Consider the following 23,321-nt stretch of genomic DNA (forward strand, 5'->3'; position numbering starts at 1 on the left):
GCTTTAAGCAAATGCACCCCCCTGCTAATTGTCTGGATAAAAATTTACTGATGAAAATTCAGCGGAAGCAGGATGGTGGCGTGATATTCTCACTGGATTCAGGAAATTACACAGTGAATAAAGACAACGAAATGAGTCAATTGCAGAGGAGCAATTGATACATAGCGCGATAAATCGCGCCGCTACAGTGTGTGCGGTCGATAATGACGAAAGTCACTGCCGCATTTACCGTAGCGGCGCAATTCATTGCGCTAATTAACACGCTAACTTACAGCCCGGCATTGTCACGAATATATTTACGGGCTTTCACTGCATATTCGAATGGGTTAGCGATGGCCGGATCCTGCTCCGCTAAGACCACCATCCAGCCTTTGTAGCCGTAATCAGCGAGGATTTTGAATACCGGTGTGAAATCGATCACGCCATCGCCTGGTACGGTGAAGGTGCCTTTTTTCACCCCGTCGAGGAACGACAGCGAGTTTGCGCGCACCTCTGCCACCACGCTGTCACGCACATCCTTCAGATGCACGTGGAAAATACGCGGCAGATGCTGGGTCAGCACATCCAGCATCACCTGCTGTGATCCTTCGGAGTAGTAAATGTGGCCGGTGTCGTACAGCAGACCGACGTTATCGTGGGTCATTGCCATAAAACGGTCGATTTCGGCTGGCGTCTGAATGCCGGTGCCCATGTGATGATGCAGCGTCACGCGCATTCCTTTCTGCGCCGCGATCGCCGCCAGTTCGTTGTAACCTTCTGCCGTCAGGCGCCACTCTTCGTCCGTGAAAACCGGCTTCTGCTCCAGCACCGGCAGCGACGTGCCCTGAATGCTTTTGCTCTGTTCCGAGCAGCCAATCACGCGCGCGCCCATGGCGTGCAGGAAATTCATGTGATTGATGAACTGATCGATGGTTTTCGCTTTGTCACCGTTGGCAAAAAAGGTACTAAACCAGGCGTTACAAATCTGCATACCGCGGATATCCAGCATCGGCTTCAGCACCGCCGGATCGCGCGGATACTTGCTGCCCACTTCGCTGCCGGTGAAACCCGCCAGCGCCATCTCGCTGACCGTTTGCTGGAAAGTATTTTCGCTGCCGAGTTCCGGCATGTCGTCGTTGGTCCAGCCAATCGGCGCAATCGCCAGTTTGACGTTCTCTTGGTTCATTTTCAGCTCCCTGACACAGAGAGGCAGCGGTAATCCGCTGCCGTGGATAGGTTTAGCGCACGCGCCTGATTATTTCTGGTAAAACGCCGGACGCGGCGGCATGGCAACGGGCTCAATCGCACCGCTAGTTTGCGCCTTCAGGCAGGCATCGGCAGCCACCGAGGCGGCAAAGCCATCCCAGGCGGAAGGCCCGCTCAGCTGGCCCGCTTTCACATCATTGATAAACGCCTGCAGCTCAACGTCGTAGGCGTCGATAAAGCGATCTTTCCAGTCGGTCAGCAGCGCGTTGCCAAGGCGGGCATCTTTGCGCATCTGAATGGCCGACGGCTCCGGCAGTCTGGCGATGCCCTCTTCGCCCACCACTTCGCACTGAATGTCATAGCCGTACGCGCAGTTCACAAAGATCTCCACATCGATGCGGATGCCCTTCTGCGTTTCAAACAGTACGATCTGCGGATCTTTCAGCTTCACGTGTGACTTTGAGGTCGTGCGCGGGAACACCACCTGCACGCTTTTGTAATCGTCCTCGGTCAGCCAGCGCAGGACATCCAGCTCGTGAATCAGGGTGTTGGTGATGGCCATGTCGGTGGTGTAATTCTCGCCGACGCTCTGATTACGGTGCGCGCAGTGCAGCATCAGCGGCTCGCCGATGTCACCGTCGGTGATCACCTTTTTCAGCGCGCGATAGCCGGCATCATACGGGCGCATAAAGCCCACCTGCACCAGACGTTTGCCGTGCGCGATCTCGGCGTCAACAATGCGACGGCAGCCCTCTGCGCTCAGCGCCAGCGGCTTCTCGCAGAACACCGGTTTCCCGGCGGCAATCGCGGCCAGCGTGAACTCTTCATGCGTCGGGTCCCACGAGGTCACCAGCACGGCATCCACTTCCGGCGAGTTAATTACCTGATGACCATCCTGATACACTTCGGCCTGGATATTCAGCCGCTGCAGCGCCGCGCGCGCACCTTCCACATTGATGTCTGAAACCGCCACCACTTTTGCGCCCTGCAGCACGTTGTTGCAGCGACGAATATGTTCCTGACCAATTGCGCCGGTACCGATTACACCGAGTTTGAGCGTCATAATTACACCTGTAGAGTCGGATAAGTAGGGTAAAACGGGCCGGGCAGCGCCGGCCTGAAAAGGGTTAGTACTTACGCGCCTGTTGAATATGCTGATTGAGCTTGTCGGCCACCTGCTGCGTCCGCTCTGAGGTGGAAGCCTGCGCCACGCCGACGTGCCACCAGCTGAAGTATTTGTGCACCATGGTTTTTGGCAGCACTTTGATGTCAATCAGGGTCGAAACCGTCTGCTGCTGCGCATCTTCCAGCGCCGCCTTCAGCTGCTCCAGCGTGGTGACACGGTAGGTTTTACAGCCGTAGCCGGCGGCTATCGCCGCGAAATCAACCGGCACGAAGCCGCCATCCAGCTTGCCGCCCTGCGGATTACGGAAGCGGAACTCGGTGTTGAAACTGTCCATGCCGTGTTCCATCTGCAGGTTGTTGATGCAGCCATTGGTCATGTTATCCAGCAGGATGACGTTAATTTTCGCCCCTTCCTGAATCGAAGTGACCAGCTCGGAGTGCAGCATCATGAACGAGCCGTCACCCACCATGGCGTAGACTTCGCGCTGCGGCTGTGCCAGCTTCACGCCCAGCGCGGCATTCACTTCGTAACCCATGCACGAGTAGCCGTACTCAACGTGATACGCGTTGTAATCTTTGGTGCGCCATACGCGCTGCAGGTCACCCGGCAGACTGCCGGCGGCGGCGACAATCACCGCATCCTTTGGCAGCTGTTCGTTTAAGGTGCCCAGCACGCTGCTCTGCGTCAGCACCGACTTTGTCAAACGCTCAAACTCAGCGAACAGCGCGGTGCGATCGATGTGGTCAGCGATTTCCGGAATAAAGTCGTCGGTGTTGAAAGTGGCGGCGTACACGCGCTGCGTCTCTTTCAGCAGCTTGCTCTGCGCCTGTTCAATCTGGCCACCCCAGTGATTCTCAAAGCCGTTCAGTCCGGCTTCCAGCGCGGTTAATCCTTCGCGTGCATCCGCCAGCAGTTGCACGCCATCCAGCTTGTAACTGTCGAAGTTGTTGACGTTAATGTTGAGGTAGCTGATTTCCGGATGCTGGAAGATCCATTTTGAGGCCGTGGTGAAATCGGTATAGCGCGTACCAATACCGATCACCAGATCGGCCTCTTTGGCCAGCAGGTTCGCCGCCAGACAGCCGGTTTCACCCACGCCACCCACGTTCAGCGGATGGTCGGAAACGATGGTGCCTTTGCCGGCCTGCGTTTCGGCAAACGGAATATTGAAACGCTCGGCAAAGCTCAGCAGCGCCTGACCGGCATCGGAGTATTTCACGCCGCCACCCACTACAATCAGCGGCTTGTGCTTACGCGCAACCAATGCCAGCGCCGCGTCCAGCTGGGCCGCCGTCGGCAGACGCCGGTCAAGCAAATGCACGCGTTTCTGGAAGAAGTATTCCGGGAAATCCCAGGCTTCGCCCTGCACATCCTGCGGCAGCGCCAGCGTTACCGCCCCGGTTTCCGCCGGATCGGTCAGCACGCGCAGCGCATTGATACAGGCGGTCATCAGCTGTTCCGGACGGCTCACGCGGTCCCAGTATTTACTCACTGCGCGGAAGGCATCGTTGGTGCTGATGCTGAGATCGTGACTCTGCTCGATCTGCTGCAGCACCGGGTCCGGCTGGCGCGTGGCGAACACATCGCCCGGCAGCAACAGCAGTGGAATCCGGTTGGCTGTTGCCGTGGCTGCCGCGGTAATCATGTTGGCGGCACCCGGTCCGACGGAAGAGGTACAGGCAATGATTTGACGGCGCAGCGACTGCCGGGCAAAACCGATGGCAGCGTGCGCCATACCCTGCTCGTTACGGCCCTGATACACCTGTAAATCGCCGCTGTCCTGCTCTAGTGCCTGGCCGAGGCCGAGCACATTGCCGTGGCCGAAAATAGCAAAGATGCCGTGCACGAATTTGGTTTCAACGCCGTCAACGTTCAGGTACTGGTTATCCAGAAATTTCACCAGCGCCTGTGCGGTAGTCAGTCTGATAGTGCCCATATGCTTCTTCCTTTACATGTGGTACCCGCTCAGGGGGTACGACGCGGTTCGGGTCGGCGGTGAAAACGCGCCCGACGCTAAGTGAAACGTGTGGCGATTATAAACAAATGTTTTTTCCATTAAACCTGATTACAGAAGAAACATTTCATTTTGCGATGAAGATCAAATTCGGCGCTGAAACGCGGGCGGTGACGGGACGGGATGACAGCAAAGTGAAACAGCCTGCTGTGCCTCAGCCATCATAACGAAATTTCATTTCACGTCAGCAGCTTCCTCTCATCTGTCATCATTTCCTGCGAGCTGGCTCACAAGCCAGAGCACCCGCGAAACGGGCAAGCCGTAAAGGGCGGGAAAGGTGGCGGCACCAGAGTTTTACCTGGCTCACAAAATCGCGATGGATGTTTCATTTCATATTGTGTTTGGAATTTTTATTCCTCATACTGCCCACATAGCCAGTCAGGCACCCTGAGACCCCGGAAGCATTGCGCTTGATAGTGGGCGGCAGCGCCCGCCGTGTCTGCTTATCACAGAAGGAAACCATCAGTATGAGTACACAACAGAAGCGGCTTGATGTGATTTGTATTGGACGCATCGCCGTCGATCTTTACGGCCAGCAAATTGGCTCGCGCCTGGAAGATATGACCAGCTTTAACAAATACCTCGGCGGCTCTTCCGGCAACGTAGCCTATGGCACCGCGATTCAGGGGCTGAAGTCGGCGATGCTGGCGCGCGTCGGTGACGAACACAATGGCCGCTTCCTGCGTGAAGAGCTGCAGCGCGTGGGCTGCAATACTGACGGGCTGATCACCGATAAGCAGCGCCTGACAGGGCTGGTGATTCTCGGCATCAAAGACGAAGAGACCTTTCCGCTGATTTTCTATCGCGACAACTGTGCTGATATGGGGCTGGTTCCCGAGGACATTCGCGAAGAGTTCATAACCTCGTCCCGCGCCGTGGCGGTAACCGGCACCCACCTGTCGCATCCGGACACGCGGGCGGCGGTGCTGAAAGCGCTGGATATCGCCCGGCGCAACGGCCTGCGCACCGCGCTGGATATCGATTATCGCCCGGTGCTATGGGGTCTTACGTCACTGGGTGACGGTGAAACGCGTTTCATCGAATCCGGCCAGGTGACGCAGCAGCTGCAGGAAGTAGTGCACTATTTCGATCTGATCGTCGGCACGGAAGAAGAGTTCCATATCGCCGGTGGCAGTACCGATACGCTGACCGCGCTGAAAAATGTGCGTAAGGCCAGCAGCGCCACGCTGGTCTGCAAACGCGGGCCGCTGGGTTGTGTGGTGTTTGAGGGCGAGATTCCTGACAGCTGGGAACAGACGCGCCTGCACAGCGGCGTGCGCGTTGAGGTGCTCAACGTGCTGGGTGCCGGCGATGCGTTTATGTCGGGCCTGCTGCGCGGCTGGCTCAACGATGAGAGCTGGGAACAGGCGTGCCGCTACGCCAACGCCTGTGGCGCGCTGGTGGTATCCCGTCACGGCTGTGCGCCGGCGATGCCAACGAAAGAGGAACTGGACGATTTCCTCAGCCGCGATAACGCAGTGAAACGCCCGGATCTGGACGCGCGCCTCAATCATCTGCATCGCGTTACCACGCGTAAGCAGCAATGGCCCGAGCTGAATGTGTTCGCCTTTGACCACCGTAAACAGCTGGCCGATATGGCGCGCGAAGCGGGTGTCAGCGAGGAGCGCATTCCGCAACTGAAGCTGTTGCTGCTGCAGGCGGCACAGGAGGCGGCTAACGAAGCCGGTCTCAATGAGAAGAGTGGCATCCTGGCGGATACCACGTACGGCCAGAAAGCGCTCAACGCCATCACCGGCAAGCACTGGTGGATTGGGCGGCCCATTGAGCTACCGAGCTCACGGCCACTGCGTCTTGAGCACGGCAATATTGGCTCTCAGCTGGTGGACTGGCCGGCCGAACACGTCGTCAAATGCCTGGTGTTTTACCATCCCCATGACAGTGCTGAACTGCGTAAAGAGCAGGACGAGCTGGTTCTTGACGTGTGGCGCAGCTGTAACAAGAGCGGGCACGAGCTGCTGCTGGAAGTGATTCTGCCGGAGAGCAACCCGGACCGTAACGAGTCCTACTATTACGATATGCTGAGCCACTTCTATAGCCTGGGCGTGCAGCCGGACTGGTGGAAGCTACCACCGCTGACGGCGGAGAGCTGGCAGGCGATCGGCGAGCTGATTGAGCAGCAGGATCCGCACTGTCGCGGCATTCTGTTACTCGGCCTTGATGCGCCGGAAGAGAAGCTGAAAGCCGGCTTCGCCGCCGCCGCGCAGGCGACGTGGGTGAAAGGTTTTGCCGTCGGTCGCACCATTTTTGGCCAGCCGTCACGCCAGTGGCTGAACGGTGAGCTGGATGATAAGGCGCTGATTGAGACCGTGAAAGGCAATTATCTGCGCCTGATTGGCTACTGGCGCGCCGCGCGCGGCTGACGGATTTGCAGAGGATGTACTGAGAAGCGGCCTGACGGGCCGCTTTTTAGTGTGTTGCGCGCGGATGCCCTCACCCCAGCCCTCTCCCACCGGGAGAGGGAGCCGTTCAGGCAGGTCGTTAAGCATTGTACCAGTCCTGTCAGGCCGGTCAGACTGCTCCGGACTGTCCCCTCTCCCGCCTGCGGGAGAGGGTTAGGGTGAGGGAGCCGTTCAGGCAGCTCGTTAAGCATTGTACCAGTCCTGGCAGACCGATCAGACCGCTCCGGACTGTTCCCTCTCCCGCCTGCGGGAGAGGGTTAGGGTGAGGGCAAGCCCTCAACCCCCTGAGTTTTGTGAGGCAATTCATAAACCGATGAAATAGCCTTCACGATAGCGTCAAACAAATGAAATTTTCCATCCATCTGGTACTATAGCGCTCATTATCCAGCCATATTTTCTTTTTTAGCGGGCCGAAGTAATGACCAATAATCCAACCCAATTAACCTTGTTACAGGACGATATCCGTCGTCGCTATGAGACGCTGAGTAAACGCCTGAAGCAGGTGGCTCGTTATATCCTTGATAACAGCAACAGCATCGCGTTTGATACCGTCGCTTCTATCGCCCAGCAGGCGGATGTTCCGCCCTCCACGCTGATCCGCTTCGCCAACGCGTTCGGCTTTAGCGGCTTCAACGAAATGAAACAGGTCTTTCGTCAGCACCTGATGGAAGAGACCGTGAACTATACCGAACGGGCGCGCCTGTTCCGCCAGACGGCCACCGACGACAGCGCCAGCTCACCGGAGAGCCCGGTGGAGATCCTCAACGTCTTTACCATGGTCAACAGCCAGGCGCTGCAGCAGCTGGCGATGCAGGTGAATCCCGACCAGCTGAACAAAGCGGTGAAAATGCTCAACGAGGCGGAGAACATCTACATCATCGGTCTGCGCCGCTCGTTCAGCGTGGCCTCGTATCTGGTGTATGCGCTGCGCCATCTGGAGCGTCGCGCTTTTCTGATTGATGGCCTGGGCGGCATGTTCACTGAACAGCTCAGCATGGTGAATCCGAAAGACGTGGTCATCGCTATCAGCTACTCGCCGTATGCGCGCGAAGCGGTGGAACTGGTGGAGCTGGGCGCTAAACGTGGCGCGCATCAGATCGCCATCACCGACAGCCAGGTCAGCCCGCTGGCGGCGTTCAGCGATGTCTGTTTTGTGGTGCGCGAAGCGCAGGTAGATGGCTTCCGCTCGCAGGTGGCCTCGCTGTGCCTGGCGCAAACCCTGGCGGTGTCACTGGCGTTGAATAACAGCAGCAGCGAATAAACCCCGGGTACCGAATGGAACAAAGGCAGCCATCTGGCTGCCTTTTTTTATCTGTGCGCATCAGTGAATGCGTGTGCCGTTTAACCTGGTGCGCATTTCCGGCGACCGCGCGGAGACCCGATTAACGACGCGGATACTGCTCACTGTTCACCCAGGCGTGATCCTTCTCCCAGGTAAATTTCCACAGCCGTACCGGCCCGGCCATCACGTTCAGATAATAGTTATCGTAACCGGCCAGCGTCGCCACCGGATGATACCCGCGCGGCACCGTCACCACATCTCGGTTATACGGGGCCATACACTCGTCGAGCGAACGGTCGTCGGTGTAGACGCGCTGCATGGCGAAACCGGGCTCGGGATCGAAACGGTGATAATAGGTCTCTTCCAGATAGGTTTCGTCCGGGCTGTCCTTCTCATCGTGCTTGTGGCTGGGGTACGAACTGGTCGCGCCCTCGTCGGTATACACTTCCACCACCAGCAGGCTGTCGGCCGGTTGATTATCCGGCAGAATGTTATGCACCAGGCGCTGGTTGCGCCCTTTGCCACGGTGCTCCACGCCAACATCCTGCGGTGCAATCAGCCGCGCCGGCAGGTTGCCACTGCCCGGCGCACTGCATACCGCCAGCTCCAGATCGCTGTCGGCAGTGACTTCAACCTCATCATGATGCGGCACGTAAACCGAGTAAGGCGGCGTGCGCTCAAACGGCGACAGGCGCTTACCGATGCCAGGGAATTCTGCGTCGCGGGTTTTCACCGACGCCAGACCGGCCACCAGCACCAGGCACAGCTCTCTCTCGCCGCTGCTTAACCGCAGCGTCTGGCCCTTTTTCAGCAGATAAGCGTCAAAGCCCACATATTCCCAGCCGGCGCTCTCGGGCGTCACGTGCTGGATACGCCCGTGGCTGTCCGGCTGCTGCACTTTTGAAATCAGTGACATCCTGTTTCTCCTGTTGCGCGACATTAACCCAGCGTTGGCATGCTGAATTCAGAAACGGTCTGCTGACCGCTCGGCCAGCGCACGGTTGCCGTTTTCATGCGGGTGTAGAAACGCACCCCGTCCGGACCGTGCACGTTGAGCGCACCAAACACCGAACGCTTCCAGCCGCCAAAGCTGTGGAACGCCATCGGCACGGGCACCGGCACATTGACGCCCACCATGCCCGCTTCCACGTTATGCACAAACTCACGGGCGGTGTGGCCGTTGCTGGTAAAGATGGCGCTGCCGTTACCAAATTCGTGGCTATTTACCAGCTGCAGCGCGCTGTCGAAGTCGCTGGCGCGCATGATGCTCAGCACCGGTCCGAAAATCTCTTCGCGCCAAATCACCATCTCCGGCGTGACGTTATCGAACAACGTACCGCCAACGTAGTAGCCCTCTTCATGGCCCGCGACTTTCACGCCGCGTCCGTCAACCACCAGCGTCGCGCCTTCCTGCTCACCTTTGTCGATGTAGCCCAGCACTTTCTTCTGGTGCGCAGCGGATACCACCGGCCCCATTTCATTCTCTTCGGCACCCTGCTGCATGCCCGGCCCCACGCGCAGCGCTTTGATCAGCGGCGTCAGGCGCGAAATCAGTTTATCAGCCGTATCATCGCCAACCGCCACCACCACCGGCAGCGCCATGCAGCGTTCCCCGGCAGAACCGAAAGCACCGCCCATGATGGCGTTCACGGTGGCATCCAGATCGGCATCCGGCATCACGATGGCGTGGTTTTTCGCGGCGCCGAAGGCCTGCACGCGTTTGCCATGCGCGCTGGCGGTTTTGTAGATGTGCTCGGCCACGCCGGACGAGCCGACGAAGCTGACCGCCGCGATGCGCGGATCTTTATACAGCTGCTCGGCGTCTTCGTTTGAGGAGTGCACCACGTTGAACACGCCATCCGGCAGGCCCGCTTCTTTCAGCAGTTCAGCCATGCGTACCGAGGCAGAAGGATCGAGCGCCGGCGGCTTCAGCACAAAGGTATTACCGCACGCCAGCGCGATGGGGAACATCCACAGCGGCACCATCGCCGGGAAGTTGAACGGCGTAATACCCGCGACCACACCCACCGGCTGCATCAGCGAATAGCTGTCGACGCCGGAACCGACGTTCGGTGAGTTTTCCCCTTTGATCAGGTGCGGAATGCCGCAGGCAAATTCGATCACTTCGATGCCGCGCGTCAGCTCACCCAGCGCATCGGACCAGACTTTACCGTGCTCAGAAACAATCAGCGCCGCCAGTTCATCGCGATGTTTTTCCATCAGCGCTTTGAAGTTGAACATGACGCGGGCACGACGCAGCGGCGCCGTTTTCGACCATTCCGGAAACGCCGCATGGGCGACCTCAATGGCCTGCGCCACTTCTGCCGCCGTGCTTTGCGTCAGTTCGCGGATCACTTTGCCGGTCGCCGGATCGTAGACCGGAATGGTTTCGTTGCTGGCGCTGTGCGTGATTTTGCCGCCGATAAAGTTTCCTACGATAGTCATGTCGTTGCCTCTTTGATGTGTAAGGTCCCTGCAGGCCGCGGGTCAGTCTGGGTCGCGCCCGATCAGGCAATACGGAAAGCGTGCTATGAAGCTATTACAGTGAAATAAATTTTTCAAATAGTTCTTTTTGGAAAATTTACTTTTAGCGGCCTGGATCGCATTTTTCCGCCAGCGTCAGCGGACTGGCGCAAAGTGCGGGCCTGATGACAATGCCGATGCGGCCTGCACCCGTAATCAGCAGCAGTGAGATTAGCAGGACGATCAGTCAGCGAGAGGGTCAGCGCCGGAGCGTGGCTGGATGAAACGAAATATGAAATTTTTGCGAGGCAGATCCAATATCCGTTATTTCATAATTCAATTAAAACGAAATAAATGTTTTCTTTGCAGCATCTGCAGACAATGCGATGTGAAACGAACCCTTATCTGTGTCTTAGCGACACGCTTTTGTTAGTGTTGGCCTCGGTCGGAGGCCTTTTTTTCAGCTGTTTCCCCCATCCGATGCGTGATTGCCGCAGTGGATTGCCTGGTGCGCATCAATGCGCACCCTGCGGTGTTGGCCCCGTCGATTGCCCGGTGCGCATCAATGCGCGCTCTGTCATGCTGTAGGGGCGCCATTTATGGCGACCTGGACGCCGCGTCCCCGGCTGGCATCTCAGCCTGACGCTTGATCATCCGCAGGGTACAAAGCAGCGCAAATCCCACCAGCAGCGCAGTCAGCAGGTAGACCAGCTGTACGCCGGCGAAGCTCATGATAAAGCCCGCGATCGGACCGGTGATGCCGAGCGACAGATCCATAAACGCAGTGTAGGTGGCCAGCGCGCTGCCCTGGTTCTGCTGCGGCACCACTTTAACTGCGACCACGCCAATCGCCGGGAACACCAGCGAGAAACCGGCGCCGGTGAGAAAAGCGCCGAACTTCGCCATCCACGGATCGAACGCGCCCGCCACCAGCAGCAGGCCAATCGCCTCGACGGCAAAACACAGGCTGGCGACGCGCAGTCCGCCGAGCTTATTAATGGCGTTGGGAAACAGCAGGCGCATGCCGACGAACGCAGCGCTGAACAGCGTCAGCGCGAAGGCAGCACCGTCCCAGCCCTGCTCCTGATAAAACAGGGTGATAAAGGTGGCGATCACGCCAAAGCCCGCCGAGCCCATCGCCAGCAGCAGGCCAAAACCGTACACCTTACCGAGCACCGCGCGGAACGGCAGCGGTTTGGCCTTGCTGCCTTTCACCGGCGCACGGGGCAGCGCCAGCACTATCGCCAGCACGCTGATGGCGATAATCACGCTGGAGAGCAGCAGCAGGCCGCCGCTGCGAAAGATCATCACTCCAAGCGGTGCGCCAATCGCCATTGCGCCATAGGTGACAATGCCGTTCCAGGAGATCACCCGGCCAATATGCAGCGAGCCGACTTTCGCCACGCCCCACAGCGAGGTGCCGGTGCCGCAGAAACTCTGCCCGACGCCCAGCAGCACGCGCCCGAGGCATAGCAGCGCGAGGCTGAGCACCTCCTGCTCCTCTATCAGCGCCGACAGCAAAATACACAGCCCGCTCACCAGGCTGCCAAACAGCCCAAGCACCACCACTTTTTTGGGTCCCCAGCTGTCGGCATAGCGACCGGCATGCGGACGGCTCAGCAGCGTGGCAACATATTGCAGGCTGATCACCACGCCGGCCCAGAAAGCGCTGTAGCCCAGGCCGTCATGGACAAAGCCCGGCAGCACCGCCAGCGGCAGGCCAATGGTGAGATAGGTGGCGAAGTTGAACTTCACGATGGAGAGAATCTGTAAATTCAGACGAAAACGGCTGTATTCGGCCGCGGCGGGCTGGTCAGGCATGAGTGATTGCGCTCGTGTTTGACGGAATTTTTATAGCTGAAGCTTCACTATACGCCTTTTCTCGCCGTGCGCACCGTCGATTAGCGGCGGGCTGATGGCGGTATCTCCGGCGGTGCTTATCGGGTTCGCTTCGCTTACTCCTAAACAAACAATTACTTACTGGCGTTCAACTACACTTTCCACAGCGAACCACCATTCAGGAGAGGGAATGAACGAAAAGCCACAGGAGAAAATTGGCCAGAACATCCTGGTCAAGCTGGCGATGTTAGTGATTATTCTGGCGGGCATTCGTGCCGCGTCGGATATTCTGGTGCCCTTCTTACTCGCCAGCTTCCTGGCGATTGTGCTTAATCCGCTGGTGACCCTGCTGATGCGCCGGGGTTTGCGGCGCGGCGTGGCGATCTCGCTGGTTATCACGGTGATCTTCATTGTGATGCTGCTGCTGGTCGGGGTGCTGGCCAGTTCGGTAAGCGAGTTCAGCGATACCTATCCGCAAATCCGCAGCCTGCTGGAACAGAAGCTGATGGTGCTGCAGCATTTCGCCGCGCAGTTTCATATCAATATCTCCACCAGCGCACTGGCGGCACGACTCGATCCCAATGTGATTATGAATATGGCCACCACGCTGCTGGCGCAGTTCTCCGGTGCCATGACCAATGTGGTGCTGTTGATTCTGACCGTGGTGTTCATGCTGTTTGAGGTGCACCATCTGCCGTACAAATTGCGCAATGCGATGATGAATCCGCAGATCCGCATCGCCGGATTGCACAAAGCGCTGAAGGGCGTCACGCACTACCTGGCACTGAAAACGCTGGTCAGCCTGATTACCGGGCTGGCGGTGTGGCTGGTGCTGATGCTGCTGGACGTCAAATTTGCGCTGTTCTGGGGCGTTGTCGCCTTTATCCTCAATTTTATCCCCAATATCGGTCCGATTATCGCCGGCGTGCCGCCGTTTATTCAGGCACTGGTGCTGAATGATGTGTATGACGCCGTGCTGGTGGCGGCGCTGTTCAGTGCCATTCACATGGTGTTTGGCAATATGCTGGAACCGCGCCTGATGGGACGCGGGCTGGGACTGTCAACGCTGGTGGTGTTTCTGTCGCTGATTTTCTGGGGCTGGCTGCTCGGTCCGGTCGGGATGCTGCTGTCGGTGCCGCTGACCAGCGTCACCAAAATCCTGATGGAAACCACGCCGGGCGGCAGCCGGCTGGCGATAATGCTGGGTAATGGCCGCCCCAAACCGCGCCTGCGCGTCAAAAATAACCGGCCCGCGTCGCGCCCGTAACGTCTTACCACGCCACGATGCCAGACAATCGGTATTTGCCGATCGTCTGGCAGCTTCCCTGCGCAGTGACGCCACCGCCGTATGGCGTCAGCGCGCATCGCCATGCCTGATGATTCTGGCGCAACACTTTTACTCATCTCGTGCCACAGGCTTTTTCCTGCCGGGAAATGCCAGTAACGGCAAAACATTGTCAATAAACGCAAAGCGCGAACCATAATTGACTTGTATCAGATTGGTGGAAAATCAAAACGCTAACATGCACGGCCGCGGGAAAGTGTTATGCTGCTGACGCCGTAACGCGCTCCCTGAATGCTGCTTAAACCGACCGAGGAAAGTCTGGTGCCTCTGCAAAAACGACAACGCGATTTTGGCTGGCTGTTGATTGTCTGTGCCGGGTTATTACCGCTGGTGCTGGGCATATTTTGCACAGCCATTGAGGCGCGCCATACGGTCAGCCAGCAGCAAATTGCCACCGCCAATGCCCTGCTGACGCAGGCAGAAAAGATGAGCGACAGCGCCTGGGACATGGTGACCCGCCTGCGTCAGTACCAGAATCGTCGCTGCGCCGATATTGATGAAGATTTGCAGCGCGCCGGCACCCTTAACGCCTACTTCCGCTCGATTGGTACCCTGCAGGGCAGCGAAATCACCTGCTCGTCGGCTTACGGGCTGCAGCACGACACGCTGGCCGGGATGATGATGCAGTCGCCGCCGGTGACCGGCAAAGCCTGGTGGAGCCTGTCGATTCGCGGCACCTCCGGCGTACCGGATCGCCCGGCAGTGATTTTCGTGCGTCACCTGCCGGACAGCAGCGGTTTCTGGGCGGTGATTGATGGCCAGTATCTGATGGACTTCATGCGCGCCATCGGCGAGTCGAACCGTTATCAGATGAGCCTGCGCTTCAACGGCGGCAGCCCCATCGCCAGCGGTCCGGACGACCAGCCAGAACTGCTGTACCTCAGCAGCGCCAACTATCAGGCGGAGTCCAGCCGCTATCCGATCAGCGTCAGCGTGACGGTACCCGCCGCCGAGCTGATCAAAGCCTGGCGCCAGGCGTTGCTTATTTTTCTGCCAATGGCCGCCATCTTTTCGATATTGCTGATGGTGCTGACCGCCAACTGGCTGCGCCGCCGCCTCTCATGGGCGGATGAAATTCGCCGGGCGATACGCAACCGTGAGTTCACGGTGCACTATCAGCCGGTGTACAGCACCGGGATTCAGCGCTGCACCGGTGCGGAAGCGCTGATGCGCTGGCAGCGGCCCAACGGCGAAATGATCCGCCCGGATATCTTCATCAGCCATGCCGAAGCGGAAGGCATGATCGTGCCGCTGACCCAGCATTTACTGGCGATGATGGCGGAAGATATCCAGAGCTGGCAGGTTGAACCGGGCTTCCACATTGGCTTTAACCTCGCGGCTGAGCATCTGCAACACCCCGATTTTGTGCAGGACATGATGCGTTTTGCCCGCAACATCCGTGACAAACAGATGCTGATCACGCTGGAGCTTACCGAGCGCAGCCTGATCGAGGACGGCGACGCGGTGTCGCGCAAGCTGCGCTATCTGCAGTCGCACGGCATGAAGGTGGCGATTGACGACTTCGGCACCGGCCACTGTGCGCTCTCCTATCTGATGACCTTCCCGCTCGATTACCTGAAGATTGACCGCGGCTTTATCAACGCCATTGAAGGACTGGAGATCGAAACCCCGGTGCTGGATGCCATCATCAATCTGTGCCACAAGCTGCAGCTCGAGGTATTGGGTGAAGGGGTAGAAACCGCGTTGCAATTTCAGTATCTGCAGCAGCGTGGCGTGGTATTTATTCAGGGCTATTATTACGCCCGTCCGATGGACAATAACCAGCTTCGCGCCTGGCTTAATCAGCAGGGGCGCCAACCGCTTCCCGTTGAGGACCATCATGAGCCTGAACTGCATCATTCTTGATGATTATCAAAATGTTGCCCTGTCGCTGGCCGACTGGGCATCGCTGCAACCGCAGGTACAAACTAGCGCGCTGCACCGCCACTACGCCGACGAAGATGAACTGGTCGCTCACATCGCCCACGCCGACATCCTGGTGGTGATGCGCGAACGCACGCCGCTCAGCGCCCGGCTGATAGGCCGCCTGCCCAATCTGAAGCTGATTGTCACCTCCGGCATGCGCAATGCCTCAATCGATCTGCACGCCTGTGCCGAACGGCTGATTGCGGTGTGCGGCACCGCCAGTAGCAGCGCGGCGCCGCTGGAACTGAGCTGGGGGCTGCTGCTCGGTCTGGCACGCCATATCCCGGCGGAGAGCCAGGCGCTGCGCAGCAACGGTGCGTGGCAGCATACGCTGGGCATGGCGCTGCACGGCAAAACCCTCGGCCTGCTTGGGCTGGGCAAGATTGGCGGTGAGATGGCTAACGTGGCGCGCGCTTTTGGCATGCGCGTGTGCGCCTGGAGCCAGAACCTGAGCGAAGCACGCGCAGCGGCGTGCGGCGCAGAGAAGATGGCTTCGCTGCCGGCGCTGCTCGGGGCGAGCGATGTGGTATCGATTCATCTGGTGCTGAGTGAGCGCACCCGTCATCTGCTGGACGGCGCGGCGCTGGCGCACATGAAGCCGGGTGCGCTGCTGATTAACACCTCGCGCGCCGGGATTGTCGATCAGCAGGCGATGATCAGCGCACTGCAGTCTGGTCAGCTGGCGGGCGCCGGGCTGGATGTCTTTGAACAGGAGCCGCTACCGGCCGATCATCCGCTGCGTCAGTTGCCGAACGTGCTGGCGACGCCGCATCTGGGCTACGTCGCCGACACTAATTACCGCACCTACTTCAGCGAGGCGGTGGAAGATATTGCTGGCTGGCTGCACGGCGCGCCGCTGCGCTCGCTGCTTTAAGCCCCCGGCGCGTCGACAGCATCAGGGTTAGCTATGGCAGTACAGGCGCGGCAGCCCGGCATAATTAATCATCTGGTCGCCATTGGGCAGCTGGTACATCTGGTAATAATCGTTATTGCCCTCGCGCGCTGGCGAAAACACGATCTGCGCCGCCAGCGCGGGCGGTACGGTGTCGTCTGCCAGGATACGTACGTTGCGCGTGGTGCTGAGCATGAAATCGCCCTGGCGGCGCCAGGTGGTATCGGATACGCGATGCAGGCGATAGTGGCGATCGCGTACCGTGACGGTGCCGATCAGCGTTGAGCTGCCGCTGCCGTCCGCCTTAAAGCGCGTGCGAATGGTGGCATCAATCGCGCCAGCCGGCGCGCCTTCATGATCAATACGATACGGTACCTCACACCACTCCGGCACCGGTTCTGCCGGCCGCAGCAGCAGCGCCAGCGCCCACGGCAGCACAAAGGCCAGCACCACTGCCGTGGTGATTATCGCTTTACGCATCGGGTATCTCCTGCGCTGACACCATCCATGAAATACATTCGTTGTCCTTCTGCGCGATCGGTTTGGCGCACAGGAAGGTGCTGGAAAAGAGTCGGGTGCGCACCGGGTTGATGTACACCATCGGTGGCGCTGAGCCATCCGGCAGGCGCGGCTGCCACTGCCGATAGCGCCGCAGCGCGTCCTGCACCACCCACGAATCGGCTTTCAGGTGGCTGGGGATAAACACCTGGCTGTTCTGAATGCGCAGCAGCGGCCGGAAATCCAGCGCATCGTGCTGCACCGGCGCAAACATCTGGCGTGCCAGCAGCGCCAGCGCGACATTCACCAGCAGCAGCGCAACGATTACCCAGCGCAGCACAGGCCGCTTTTTCTTTACGCTGGCCGGCGCGGGCGCAGGTTGCGGACTGACCACCGCTGCCGCTGGCGCAGCCACCGGCTCATCGCTCAGCGGCGCCACATCGACCTGATCGGCCAGCACGCAGCCAATCAGCGGCACCTGATGCACCAGCGGCCCCGGCGCGTGTGCCAACTGCGCCTGCTGATTGATGGCGGCAATGGTGGCCGTCAGGCGCTCGGCGAACGGTGTGTCGCTGGGGACGCGCTGGAACAGCGCATGCAGGGTCTGGTTGCGCACCAGTTTGCCATCCGCATCAATCACGCGCCGCAGAATGGCGGTTTGCAGCGGCGTCAGCGCCACGCGGTGCGCGGGCGACTGCACCGGAAAGAGGACCTGCTGGTCAACGTCAAAACAGAGACTTTTTGCAAATAAAACAAAGCGTGCCATGCGTCGCCCGATCTCCGGCAGAGAAACTGGCGCAAGTATAGATATTTTCGCTCGCCCGCGCATCTACGCTGCGGCCTGCGTCGCGATTCAGACAATTTTTTTTGCCGCGATTGCGGACCAAAACGGCCATAGTTTTAGCCAAAAAATAGCCAGTTATTGGCGGAAACATGACAAATATCACATTTAAACGGTATACTCTGTCGCGGGATGCAATAATTACCTGAGTAATAATTGCTTTGGCAGGCCAGGGAAAAAACCACTTTCACGGCTATGCTTTAATTTTCTCAACGCCGCGGACTGAACGCTCCACCGAGTCCGCAGCGTTGAGGACTTTTTGAATTCCAATACAGGGTAACCTCATGAAATTACGTAGGAAGCGTGTAAAACCTATTGGGCTGGATGACGTCACGATTATCGATGACGCTCGTTTACGTAAGGCCATTACCGCCGCGTCACTCGGTAACGCGATGGAATGGTTCGATTTCGGTGTTTATGGCTTTGTGGCCTACGCGCTGGGTAAAGTGTTCTTCCCGGACGCCTCGCCTGGCGTGCAGATGATTGCCGCACTCGGGACCTTCTCGGTACCGTTCCTGATCCGTCCGCTGGGCGGCCTGTTCTTCGGCATGCTGGGCGATAAATACGGTCGCCAGAAAATCCTGTCGATCACCATTGTCATCATGTCGATCAGTACCTTCTGTATCGGCCTGATCCCTTCTTACGCCTCGATTGGCATCTGGGCACCGATACTGCTGCTGCTGGCGAAAATGGCGCAGGGCTTCTCGGTGGGCGGGGAATATACCGGTGCGTCAATCTTTGTCGCCGAATATTCGCCGGACCGTAAGCGCGGTTTCATGGGAAGCTGGCTGGACTTTGGTTCGATTGCCGGCTTCGTGCTGGGCGCGGGCGTGGTGGTGCTGATCTCAACGGTGATTGGCGAGCAGAAATTCCTCGACTGGGGCTGGCGTATTCCGTTCTTCCTCGCGCTGCCGCTGGGCATTATCGGCCTGTATCTGCGTCACGCACTGGAAGAGACGCCAGCGTTCCAGCAGCATGTTGAGAAGCTGGAGCAAGGCGACCGCGAAGGTCTGCGCGACGGCCCGAAAGTGTCGTTTAAAGAGATTGCCAGCAAACACTGGAAAAGCCTGCTGGCTTGTATCGGTCTGGTGCTCGCTACCAACGTGACCTATTACATGCTGCTGACCTACATGCCGAGCTATCTGTCGCATAACCTGCACTACTCGGAAGATCACGGCGTGCTGATTATCATCGCCATCATGATGGGGATGCTGTTTGTGCAACCGGTGATGGGCATGCTGAGCGACCGCTTCGGCCGTCGTCCGTTCGTGATCGTCGGCAGTATCGCCCTGTTCTTCTGTGCGATTCCGGCCTTTATGCTGATCAACAGTAACGTACTGGGGCTGATTTTTGCCGGTCTGCTGCTGCTGGCGGTGATCCTCAACGCCTTCACCGGCGTGATGGCCTCGTCACTGCCGGCGATGTTCCCGACGCACATTCGCTACAGTGCGCTGGCCAGCGCCTTCAACATCTCGATTCTGATTGCCGGTCTGACGCCAACCGTGACCGCCTGGGCGGTGGAAGCCAGCAACAATCTGTATATGCCGGCTTACTATCTGATGGTGGTGGCGGTGGTCGGTCTGGTGACCGGTCTGTACATGAAAGAGACCGCCAACAAACCGCTGCGCGGCGCGACACCGGCGGCATCGGACCTCGAAGAAGCGCGTGAGATTCTGCAGGAGCATCACGACAATATCGAGCAGAAGATTGAAGATATTGATGAAGAGATCGCCCGCCTTGAGGCGAAGCGGAAAAACCTGGTGCAGCAGCACCCGGACATCAACGAGTAATCTGCCCTTCACTCCCGCCACCCGGCGGGAGTTTTGTTTCTGCGGTTGCCGGGTGCGTGAGAATGTGTGTGCTGCGGGTGATGCTTCCAGGTGCGCATCAATGCGCACCCTACGGGTATGTTGCGAGTTGGGATTCTGCTGATTCCCGGTGCGCATCAATGCGTGCCCTGCGGGTGATGATTCTGCGGTGGCCTGGTGCGCTGTAGGGTCGGCATTCATGCCGACCGGCAACAACGCCCGGCCCGCACCGCACACAATCCTTCATGCTACCCGGCGAAAAGGGGTAAACTGTCGCCACTTTTTTCACCAGCATAAGTTAATCGAGCATGTCTGATTTCAATCTCATTCAGCGCCCAAGAAGACTGCGCAAAAGCGCGTCGATGCGCGAACTGTTCCAGGAATCCCACCTCAGCCTGAACGATCTGGCCCTGCCGATCTTCGTTGAAGAAGGCGTGGATGATTACGTGCCAATCAACGCCATGCCGGGCGTGATGCGCATTCCGGAAAAACGTCTGGCGTACGAAATCGAACGCATCGCCAAAGCCGGTATCCGTTCAGTCATGACCTTTGGTATCTCGCACCACACCGATGCCACCGGCAGCGATGCGTGGAACGAAAACGGCCTCGTGGCGCGCATGTCGCGCATCTGCAAAGACACGGTGCCGGAAATGATTGTCATGTCCGATACCTGCTTCTGCGAATACACCAGCCACGGCCACTGCGGCGTGCTGTGCGATCACGGCGTCGACAACGACCAGACGCTGATTAACCTCGGCAAACAGGCGGTGGTTGCTGCGCAGGCCGGTGCCGACTTCATCGCGCCGTCAGCAGCAATGGATGGCCAGGTGAAAGCGATTCGCCAGGCGCTGGACGCGGCCGGCTTCACCGATACCGCTATCATGTCCTACTCCACCAAATTCGCCTCGTCGTTCTACGGCCCGTTCCGTGAAGCGGCGGGCACCGCGCTGAAAGGCGACCGCAAAACCTATCAGATGAACCCGATGAACCGCCGTGAAGCGATTCGCGAGTCGCTGATTGATGAAGCGGAAGGTGCAGATTCGCTGATGGTTAAACCGGCAGGCGCTTACCTCGATATCCTGCGTGATATCCGCGAGCGCACCACGCTGCCGCTGGCGGCTTACCAGGTGAGCGGTGAGTACGCGATGATCAAATTTGCCGCCCAGGCGGGCGCCATCGATGAACGCAACGTGGTGCTGGAGAGCTTAGGTGCCATTAAGCGTGCCGGTGCAGATCTCATTTTCAGCTATTTCGCCCTTGATCTTGCCGAGCAAAAAGTGCTCTGATCCTCTCGTTACGCTGAACAATCGCGCATTGCCGCGGTTGTTTAGTGCTCTCTGCCCCTGCGCGGGCACGACATCCGGTTTGCTGTAACACATCCATCATTAAAAGAGTTACGCGATGAAAGCACCTGCACTGCCTGCGGACGAATCACAGCGTCTGGCCCAGTTACGTGCGCTCAACATTCTGCACACACCCACAGAAGAGCGTTTTGACCGTTTAACCCGCCTTGCCCGACGTCTGTTTGACGTTCCGGTCGCGATGGTCAGTCTGCTGGAGAATGACTATCAATGGTTTAAATCCAGCGACGGTTTTGATCGGCCAACCACCGCGCGTAACATCTCTTTTTGCGGCCACACCATCCTGCAGGATGAGGTGATGGTGGTTGAGGACGCGCTGGCCGACACGCGCTTCAGCGATAATCCGCTGGTTACCGATGCAGACAATCCGGTGCGTTTCTACGCGGGCTATCCGCTGCGCACGCCGTCCGGTGCCAAAGTCGGTACGCTGTGCATCATCGATAATCATGCGCGCCAGTTTAACGCGGAGGATCTGCACGCGCTGCGCGATCTGGCGGCCATGGCCGAAGCCGAGCTGGTAGCGTTTCAGACCGCGACGTCCGATGAGCTGACGCAAATCACCAACCGGCGCGGCTTTATGACGCTGGGTCAGATGGCGCTGAATGAGTGCCAGCTGAGACAGCTGCCCGCCAGCCTGACGTTTCTCGATCTCGACGGCTTTAAGGCCATCAATGACCGGCATGGCCACCGCGAGGGCGATCGCGCGCTGATGGACTTTGCCGATGCCATGAAGGTGAGTTTTCGCCATGCCGATATCTTTGCCCGGCTCGGCGGCGATGAGTTTGTGGTGCTGCTGAACGGTATTCGTCAGGACGAAGCGGAAGCGACGCTGGCGCGCTTCGCCCACTATCTGCATAAACAGATGCAGGATCTGGAGCGGCGTTACACGCTGCAGTTTTCATCGGGCATCGTGGAATTTGATCCGCAGCAGCCGCAATCGCTGGAGCAGCTGCTGGAAAGCAGCGACGCACGCATGTACGCCGCCAAGTACCAGAAAAGGCAGCCGCGCAGATAGCCGCTCCTTAATGCGCCAGGTCGTCAATCAGCGTCTGATTAAACTTCGCTGGCGCTTCCATCTGCGGCGCGTGCCCCATGCCGGGGAACTCAATCAGCCGCGCGCCAGGAATCAGCTGTGCCACCTGTTTGCCCAGCACGTTGTAATGGCCGAGCTGCGCTTTCACCGCCGGTGAAGCGATATCGCTGCCAATCGCCGTGGTATCGGCCGTGCCGATCATCAGCGTGGTCGGCACCTTCAGGTCTTTAAACTCGTAATAGACCGGCTGGGTGAAAATCATGTCGTAGATCAGCGCCGAATTCCACGCCACTTTCTCATGCCCCGGTCCTTTATTCAGCCCGGCCAGCATCTGCACCCATTTGTCATATTCCGGCTTCCACTGGCCGCTGTAATAGGTGTGCTGCTCATATTTCTTAATGCCCGCCGCATCAAGCTTCAGCTCGCGCTGATACCACTGATCCACTGAGCGCCATGGCGCGCCCTTCGCCTTCCAGTCCTCAAGGCCAATCGGATTGACCAGCACCAGCTTCTGCGTCTGCTGCGGATACATCAGTGCGTAACGCGTCGCCAGCATACCGCCGGTCGAGTGGCCAACGATCACCGCTTTCTCAATGCCGAGCTGCGCTAACAGCTGATGGGTGTTTTGCGCCAGCTGCTGGAAGCTGTACTGATAGCGGGCGGGTTTGGTGGAGGTGCAGAAACCAATCTGATCCGGCGCAATCACGCGATAGCCCTGCTGGCTCAGTGCGTTGATGGTGTCTTCCCAGGTGGCAGCGCAGAAGTTTTTACCGTGCATCAGCACCACTGTCTGACCATTGGCCTGCTGCGCCGGCTTCACGTCCATATAGCCCATGCTGAGTGACTGCTGCTGGGAGGAGAAGGTAAAATGCTGCAGCGGATAAGGATAGTGAAATCCCTCCAGCTGCTCGCCATACACGGCCTCTGCGGCCTGCGCGCTGAGCGTGCCGCACAGCATCGCTGACGTCAGCGCTACGCTGAGTAACGGTTTTAATCGAAAACGAAACGTCATGTGACCTCTTCTGTACAGGGGGAAAAACCCTCAGTCTGGCACGAAAACCGCCGGTGGATATTGATGCACCGTGCCGCCGCCCGTCACACCTTTGACTGTTAAGCCGCGCAAAGCGATAACCCATTTGCGTTAATAATAACGGCCGTAATTACGGCAACTATTCAACATCATCACAACATGTCGGTGATTAATTTCACGATAAACAAGACCAGTCTTGATGACAATTAATAAAAAAGCCATTTCCTGATAAAACTTTACGTTACGCCAGTGCTTAAA

17 protein-coding genes are annotated in these 23,321 nt (G+C 58.4%); 8 read left to right on the forward strand and 9 right to left on the reverse strand.

Features of this window, described 5'->3' with window-relative positions; genetic code table 11:
• Window positions 1–268: 268 nt before the first annotated feature.
• From iolE to iolD, 3 genes are all read right to left on the reverse strand, one after another.
• Window positions 269–1,165, reverse strand: coding sequence for a myo-inosose-2 dehydratase (gene iolE / locus QMM04_RS10405; protein ID WP_282996124.1), 897 nt, complete (start codon window positions 1,163–1,165; stop codon window positions 269–271).
• 69 nt (window positions 1,166–1,234) lie between these two features.
• On the reverse strand, window positions 1,235–2,248 hold the full coding sequence (locus tag QMM04_RS10410; RefSeq protein WP_282996125.1) for a Gfo/Idh/MocA family oxidoreductase: 1,014 nt from the start codon (window positions 2,246–2,248) through the stop codon (window positions 1,235–1,237).
• A gap of 64 nt (window positions 2,249–2,312) precedes the next feature.
• The gene (iolD, locus tag QMM04_RS10415) at window positions 2,313–4,247 is read right to left on the reverse strand and encodes a 3D-(3,5/4)-trihydroxycyclohexane-1,2-dione acylhydrolase (decyclizing) (RefSeq protein WP_282996126.1); all 1,935 of its coding nucleotides are present in this window, start codon (window positions 4,245–4,247) and stop codon (window positions 2,313–2,315) included.
• A gap of 545 nt (window positions 4,248–4,792) precedes the next feature.
• Between iolD and iolC the strand changes: the two genes are divergently transcribed.
• Window positions 4,793–6,706 (forward strand): 5-dehydro-2-deoxygluconokinase, encoded by a 1,914-nt coding sequence (iolC, locus tag QMM04_RS10420; RefSeq protein ID WP_021507392.1) that lies wholly within the window; start codon window positions 4,793–4,795, stop codon window positions 6,704–6,706.
• A 457-nt stretch (window positions 6,707–7,163) separates the two neighbouring features.
• Window positions 7,164–8,006 (forward strand): MurR/RpiR family transcriptional regulator, encoded by an 843-nt coding sequence (locus QMM04_RS10425; RefSeq protein WP_031279682.1) that lies wholly within the window; start codon window positions 7,164–7,166, stop codon window positions 8,004–8,006.
• Window positions 8,007–8,127: 121 nt separating this feature from the next.
• On the opposite strand, the gene iolB is transcribed toward QMM04_RS10425, so the two are convergent.
• From iolB to QMM04_RS10440, 3 genes are all read right to left on the reverse strand, one after another.
• Entirely contained in the window at window positions 8,128–8,943 is an 816-nt protein-coding gene (iolB, locus tag QMM04_RS10430; RefSeq protein WP_058759327.1) for a 5-deoxy-glucuronate isomerase, read from the reverse strand.
• A gap of 23 nt (window positions 8,944–8,966) precedes the next feature.
• Window positions 8,967–10,472: a CoA-acylating methylmalonate-semialdehyde dehydrogenase gene (locus QMM04_RS10435; protein ID WP_021507389.1), complete on the reverse strand. Its 1,506-nt coding sequence runs from the start codon at window positions 10,470–10,472 to the stop codon at window positions 8,967–8,969.
• 615 nt (window positions 10,473–11,087) lie between these two features.
• A complete protein-coding gene (locus tag QMM04_RS10440) occupies window positions 11,088–12,311 on the reverse strand; it encodes an MFS transporter (RefSeq protein WP_262265141.1) in 1,224 nt (407 codons plus the stop codon).
• Between the two features lie 208 nt (window positions 12,312–12,519).
• On the opposite strand from QMM04_RS10440, the gene QMM04_RS10445 reads away from it, so the two are divergent.
• The 3 genes from QMM04_RS10445 to QMM04_RS10455 all read left to right on the forward strand — a co-directional run bounded on the left by QMM04_RS10445 (window position 12,520) and on the right by QMM04_RS10455 (window position 16,474).
• Entirely contained in the window at window positions 12,520–13,596 is a 1,077-nt protein-coding gene (locus QMM04_RS10445; RefSeq protein ID WP_282996127.1) for an AI-2E family transporter, read from the forward strand.
• A gap of 339 nt (window positions 13,597–13,935) precedes the next feature.
• A complete protein-coding gene (locus QMM04_RS10450) occupies window positions 13,936–15,540 on the forward strand; it encodes an EAL domain-containing protein (protein ID WP_058770992.1) in 1,605 nt (534 codons plus the stop codon).
• Window positions 15,515–16,474, forward strand: coding sequence for a D-2-hydroxyacid dehydrogenase family protein (locus QMM04_RS10455; RefSeq protein WP_264441888.1), 960 nt, complete (start codon window positions 15,515–15,517; stop codon window positions 16,472–16,474). Before QMM04_RS10450 ends, QMM04_RS10455 begins: the two co-directional genes overlap by 26 nt.
• A 27-nt stretch (window positions 16,475–16,501) precedes the next feature.
• On the opposite strand, the gene QMM04_RS10460 is transcribed toward QMM04_RS10455, so the two are convergent.
• Window positions 16,502–16,972, reverse strand: coding sequence for a hypothetical protein (locus QMM04_RS10460; RefSeq protein WP_282996128.1), 471 nt, complete (start codon window positions 16,970–16,972; stop codon window positions 16,502–16,504).
• Window positions 16,965–17,756 (reverse strand): hypothetical protein, encoded by a 792-nt coding sequence (locus QMM04_RS10465; protein ID WP_058774975.1) that lies wholly within the window; start codon window positions 17,754–17,756, stop codon window positions 16,965–16,967. Before QMM04_RS10465 ends, QMM04_RS10460 begins: the two co-directional genes overlap by 8 nt.
• 359 nt (window positions 17,757–18,115) lie before the next feature.
• On the opposite strand from QMM04_RS10465, the gene proP reads away from it, so the two are divergent.
• The 3 genes from proP to QMM04_RS10480 all read left to right on the forward strand — a co-directional run bounded on the left by proP (window position 18,116) and on the right by QMM04_RS10480 (window position 22,015).
• On the forward strand, window positions 18,116–19,621 hold the full coding sequence (gene proP / locus QMM04_RS10470) for a glycine betaine/L-proline transporter ProP (RefSeq protein WP_021508120.1): 1,506 nt from the start codon (window positions 18,116–18,118) through the stop codon (window positions 19,619–19,621).
• Between the two features lie 326 nt (window positions 19,622–19,947).
• Complete coding sequence (hemB, locus tag QMM04_RS10475) at window positions 19,948–20,925, forward strand: porphobilinogen synthase (RefSeq protein ID WP_031279816.1); 978 nt, start codon at window positions 19,948–19,950, stop codon at window positions 20,923–20,925.
• Window positions 20,926–21,040: 115 nt separating this feature from the next.
• Entirely contained in the window at window positions 21,041–22,015 is a 975-nt protein-coding gene (locus QMM04_RS10480) for a sensor domain-containing diguanylate cyclase (RefSeq protein ID WP_088516893.1), read from the forward strand.
• Window positions 22,016–22,022: 7 nt separating this feature from the next.
• Here QMM04_RS10480 and QMM04_RS10485 read toward each other — a convergent pair whose 3' ends face one another.
• Window positions 22,023–23,045, reverse strand: a complete 1,023-nt coding sequence (locus tag QMM04_RS10485; RefSeq protein ID WP_282996129.1) for an alpha/beta hydrolase — start codon at window positions 23,043–23,045, stop codon at window positions 22,023–22,025.
• Window positions 23,046–23,321 lie beyond the last annotated feature (276 nt).

Source organism: Pantoea sp. Pa-EAmG, assembly GCF_030024295.1.
In the GTDB taxonomy this organism is placed as follows: domain Bacteria; phylum Pseudomonadota; class Gammaproteobacteria; order Enterobacterales; family Enterobacteriaceae; genus Pantoea; species Pantoea dispersa.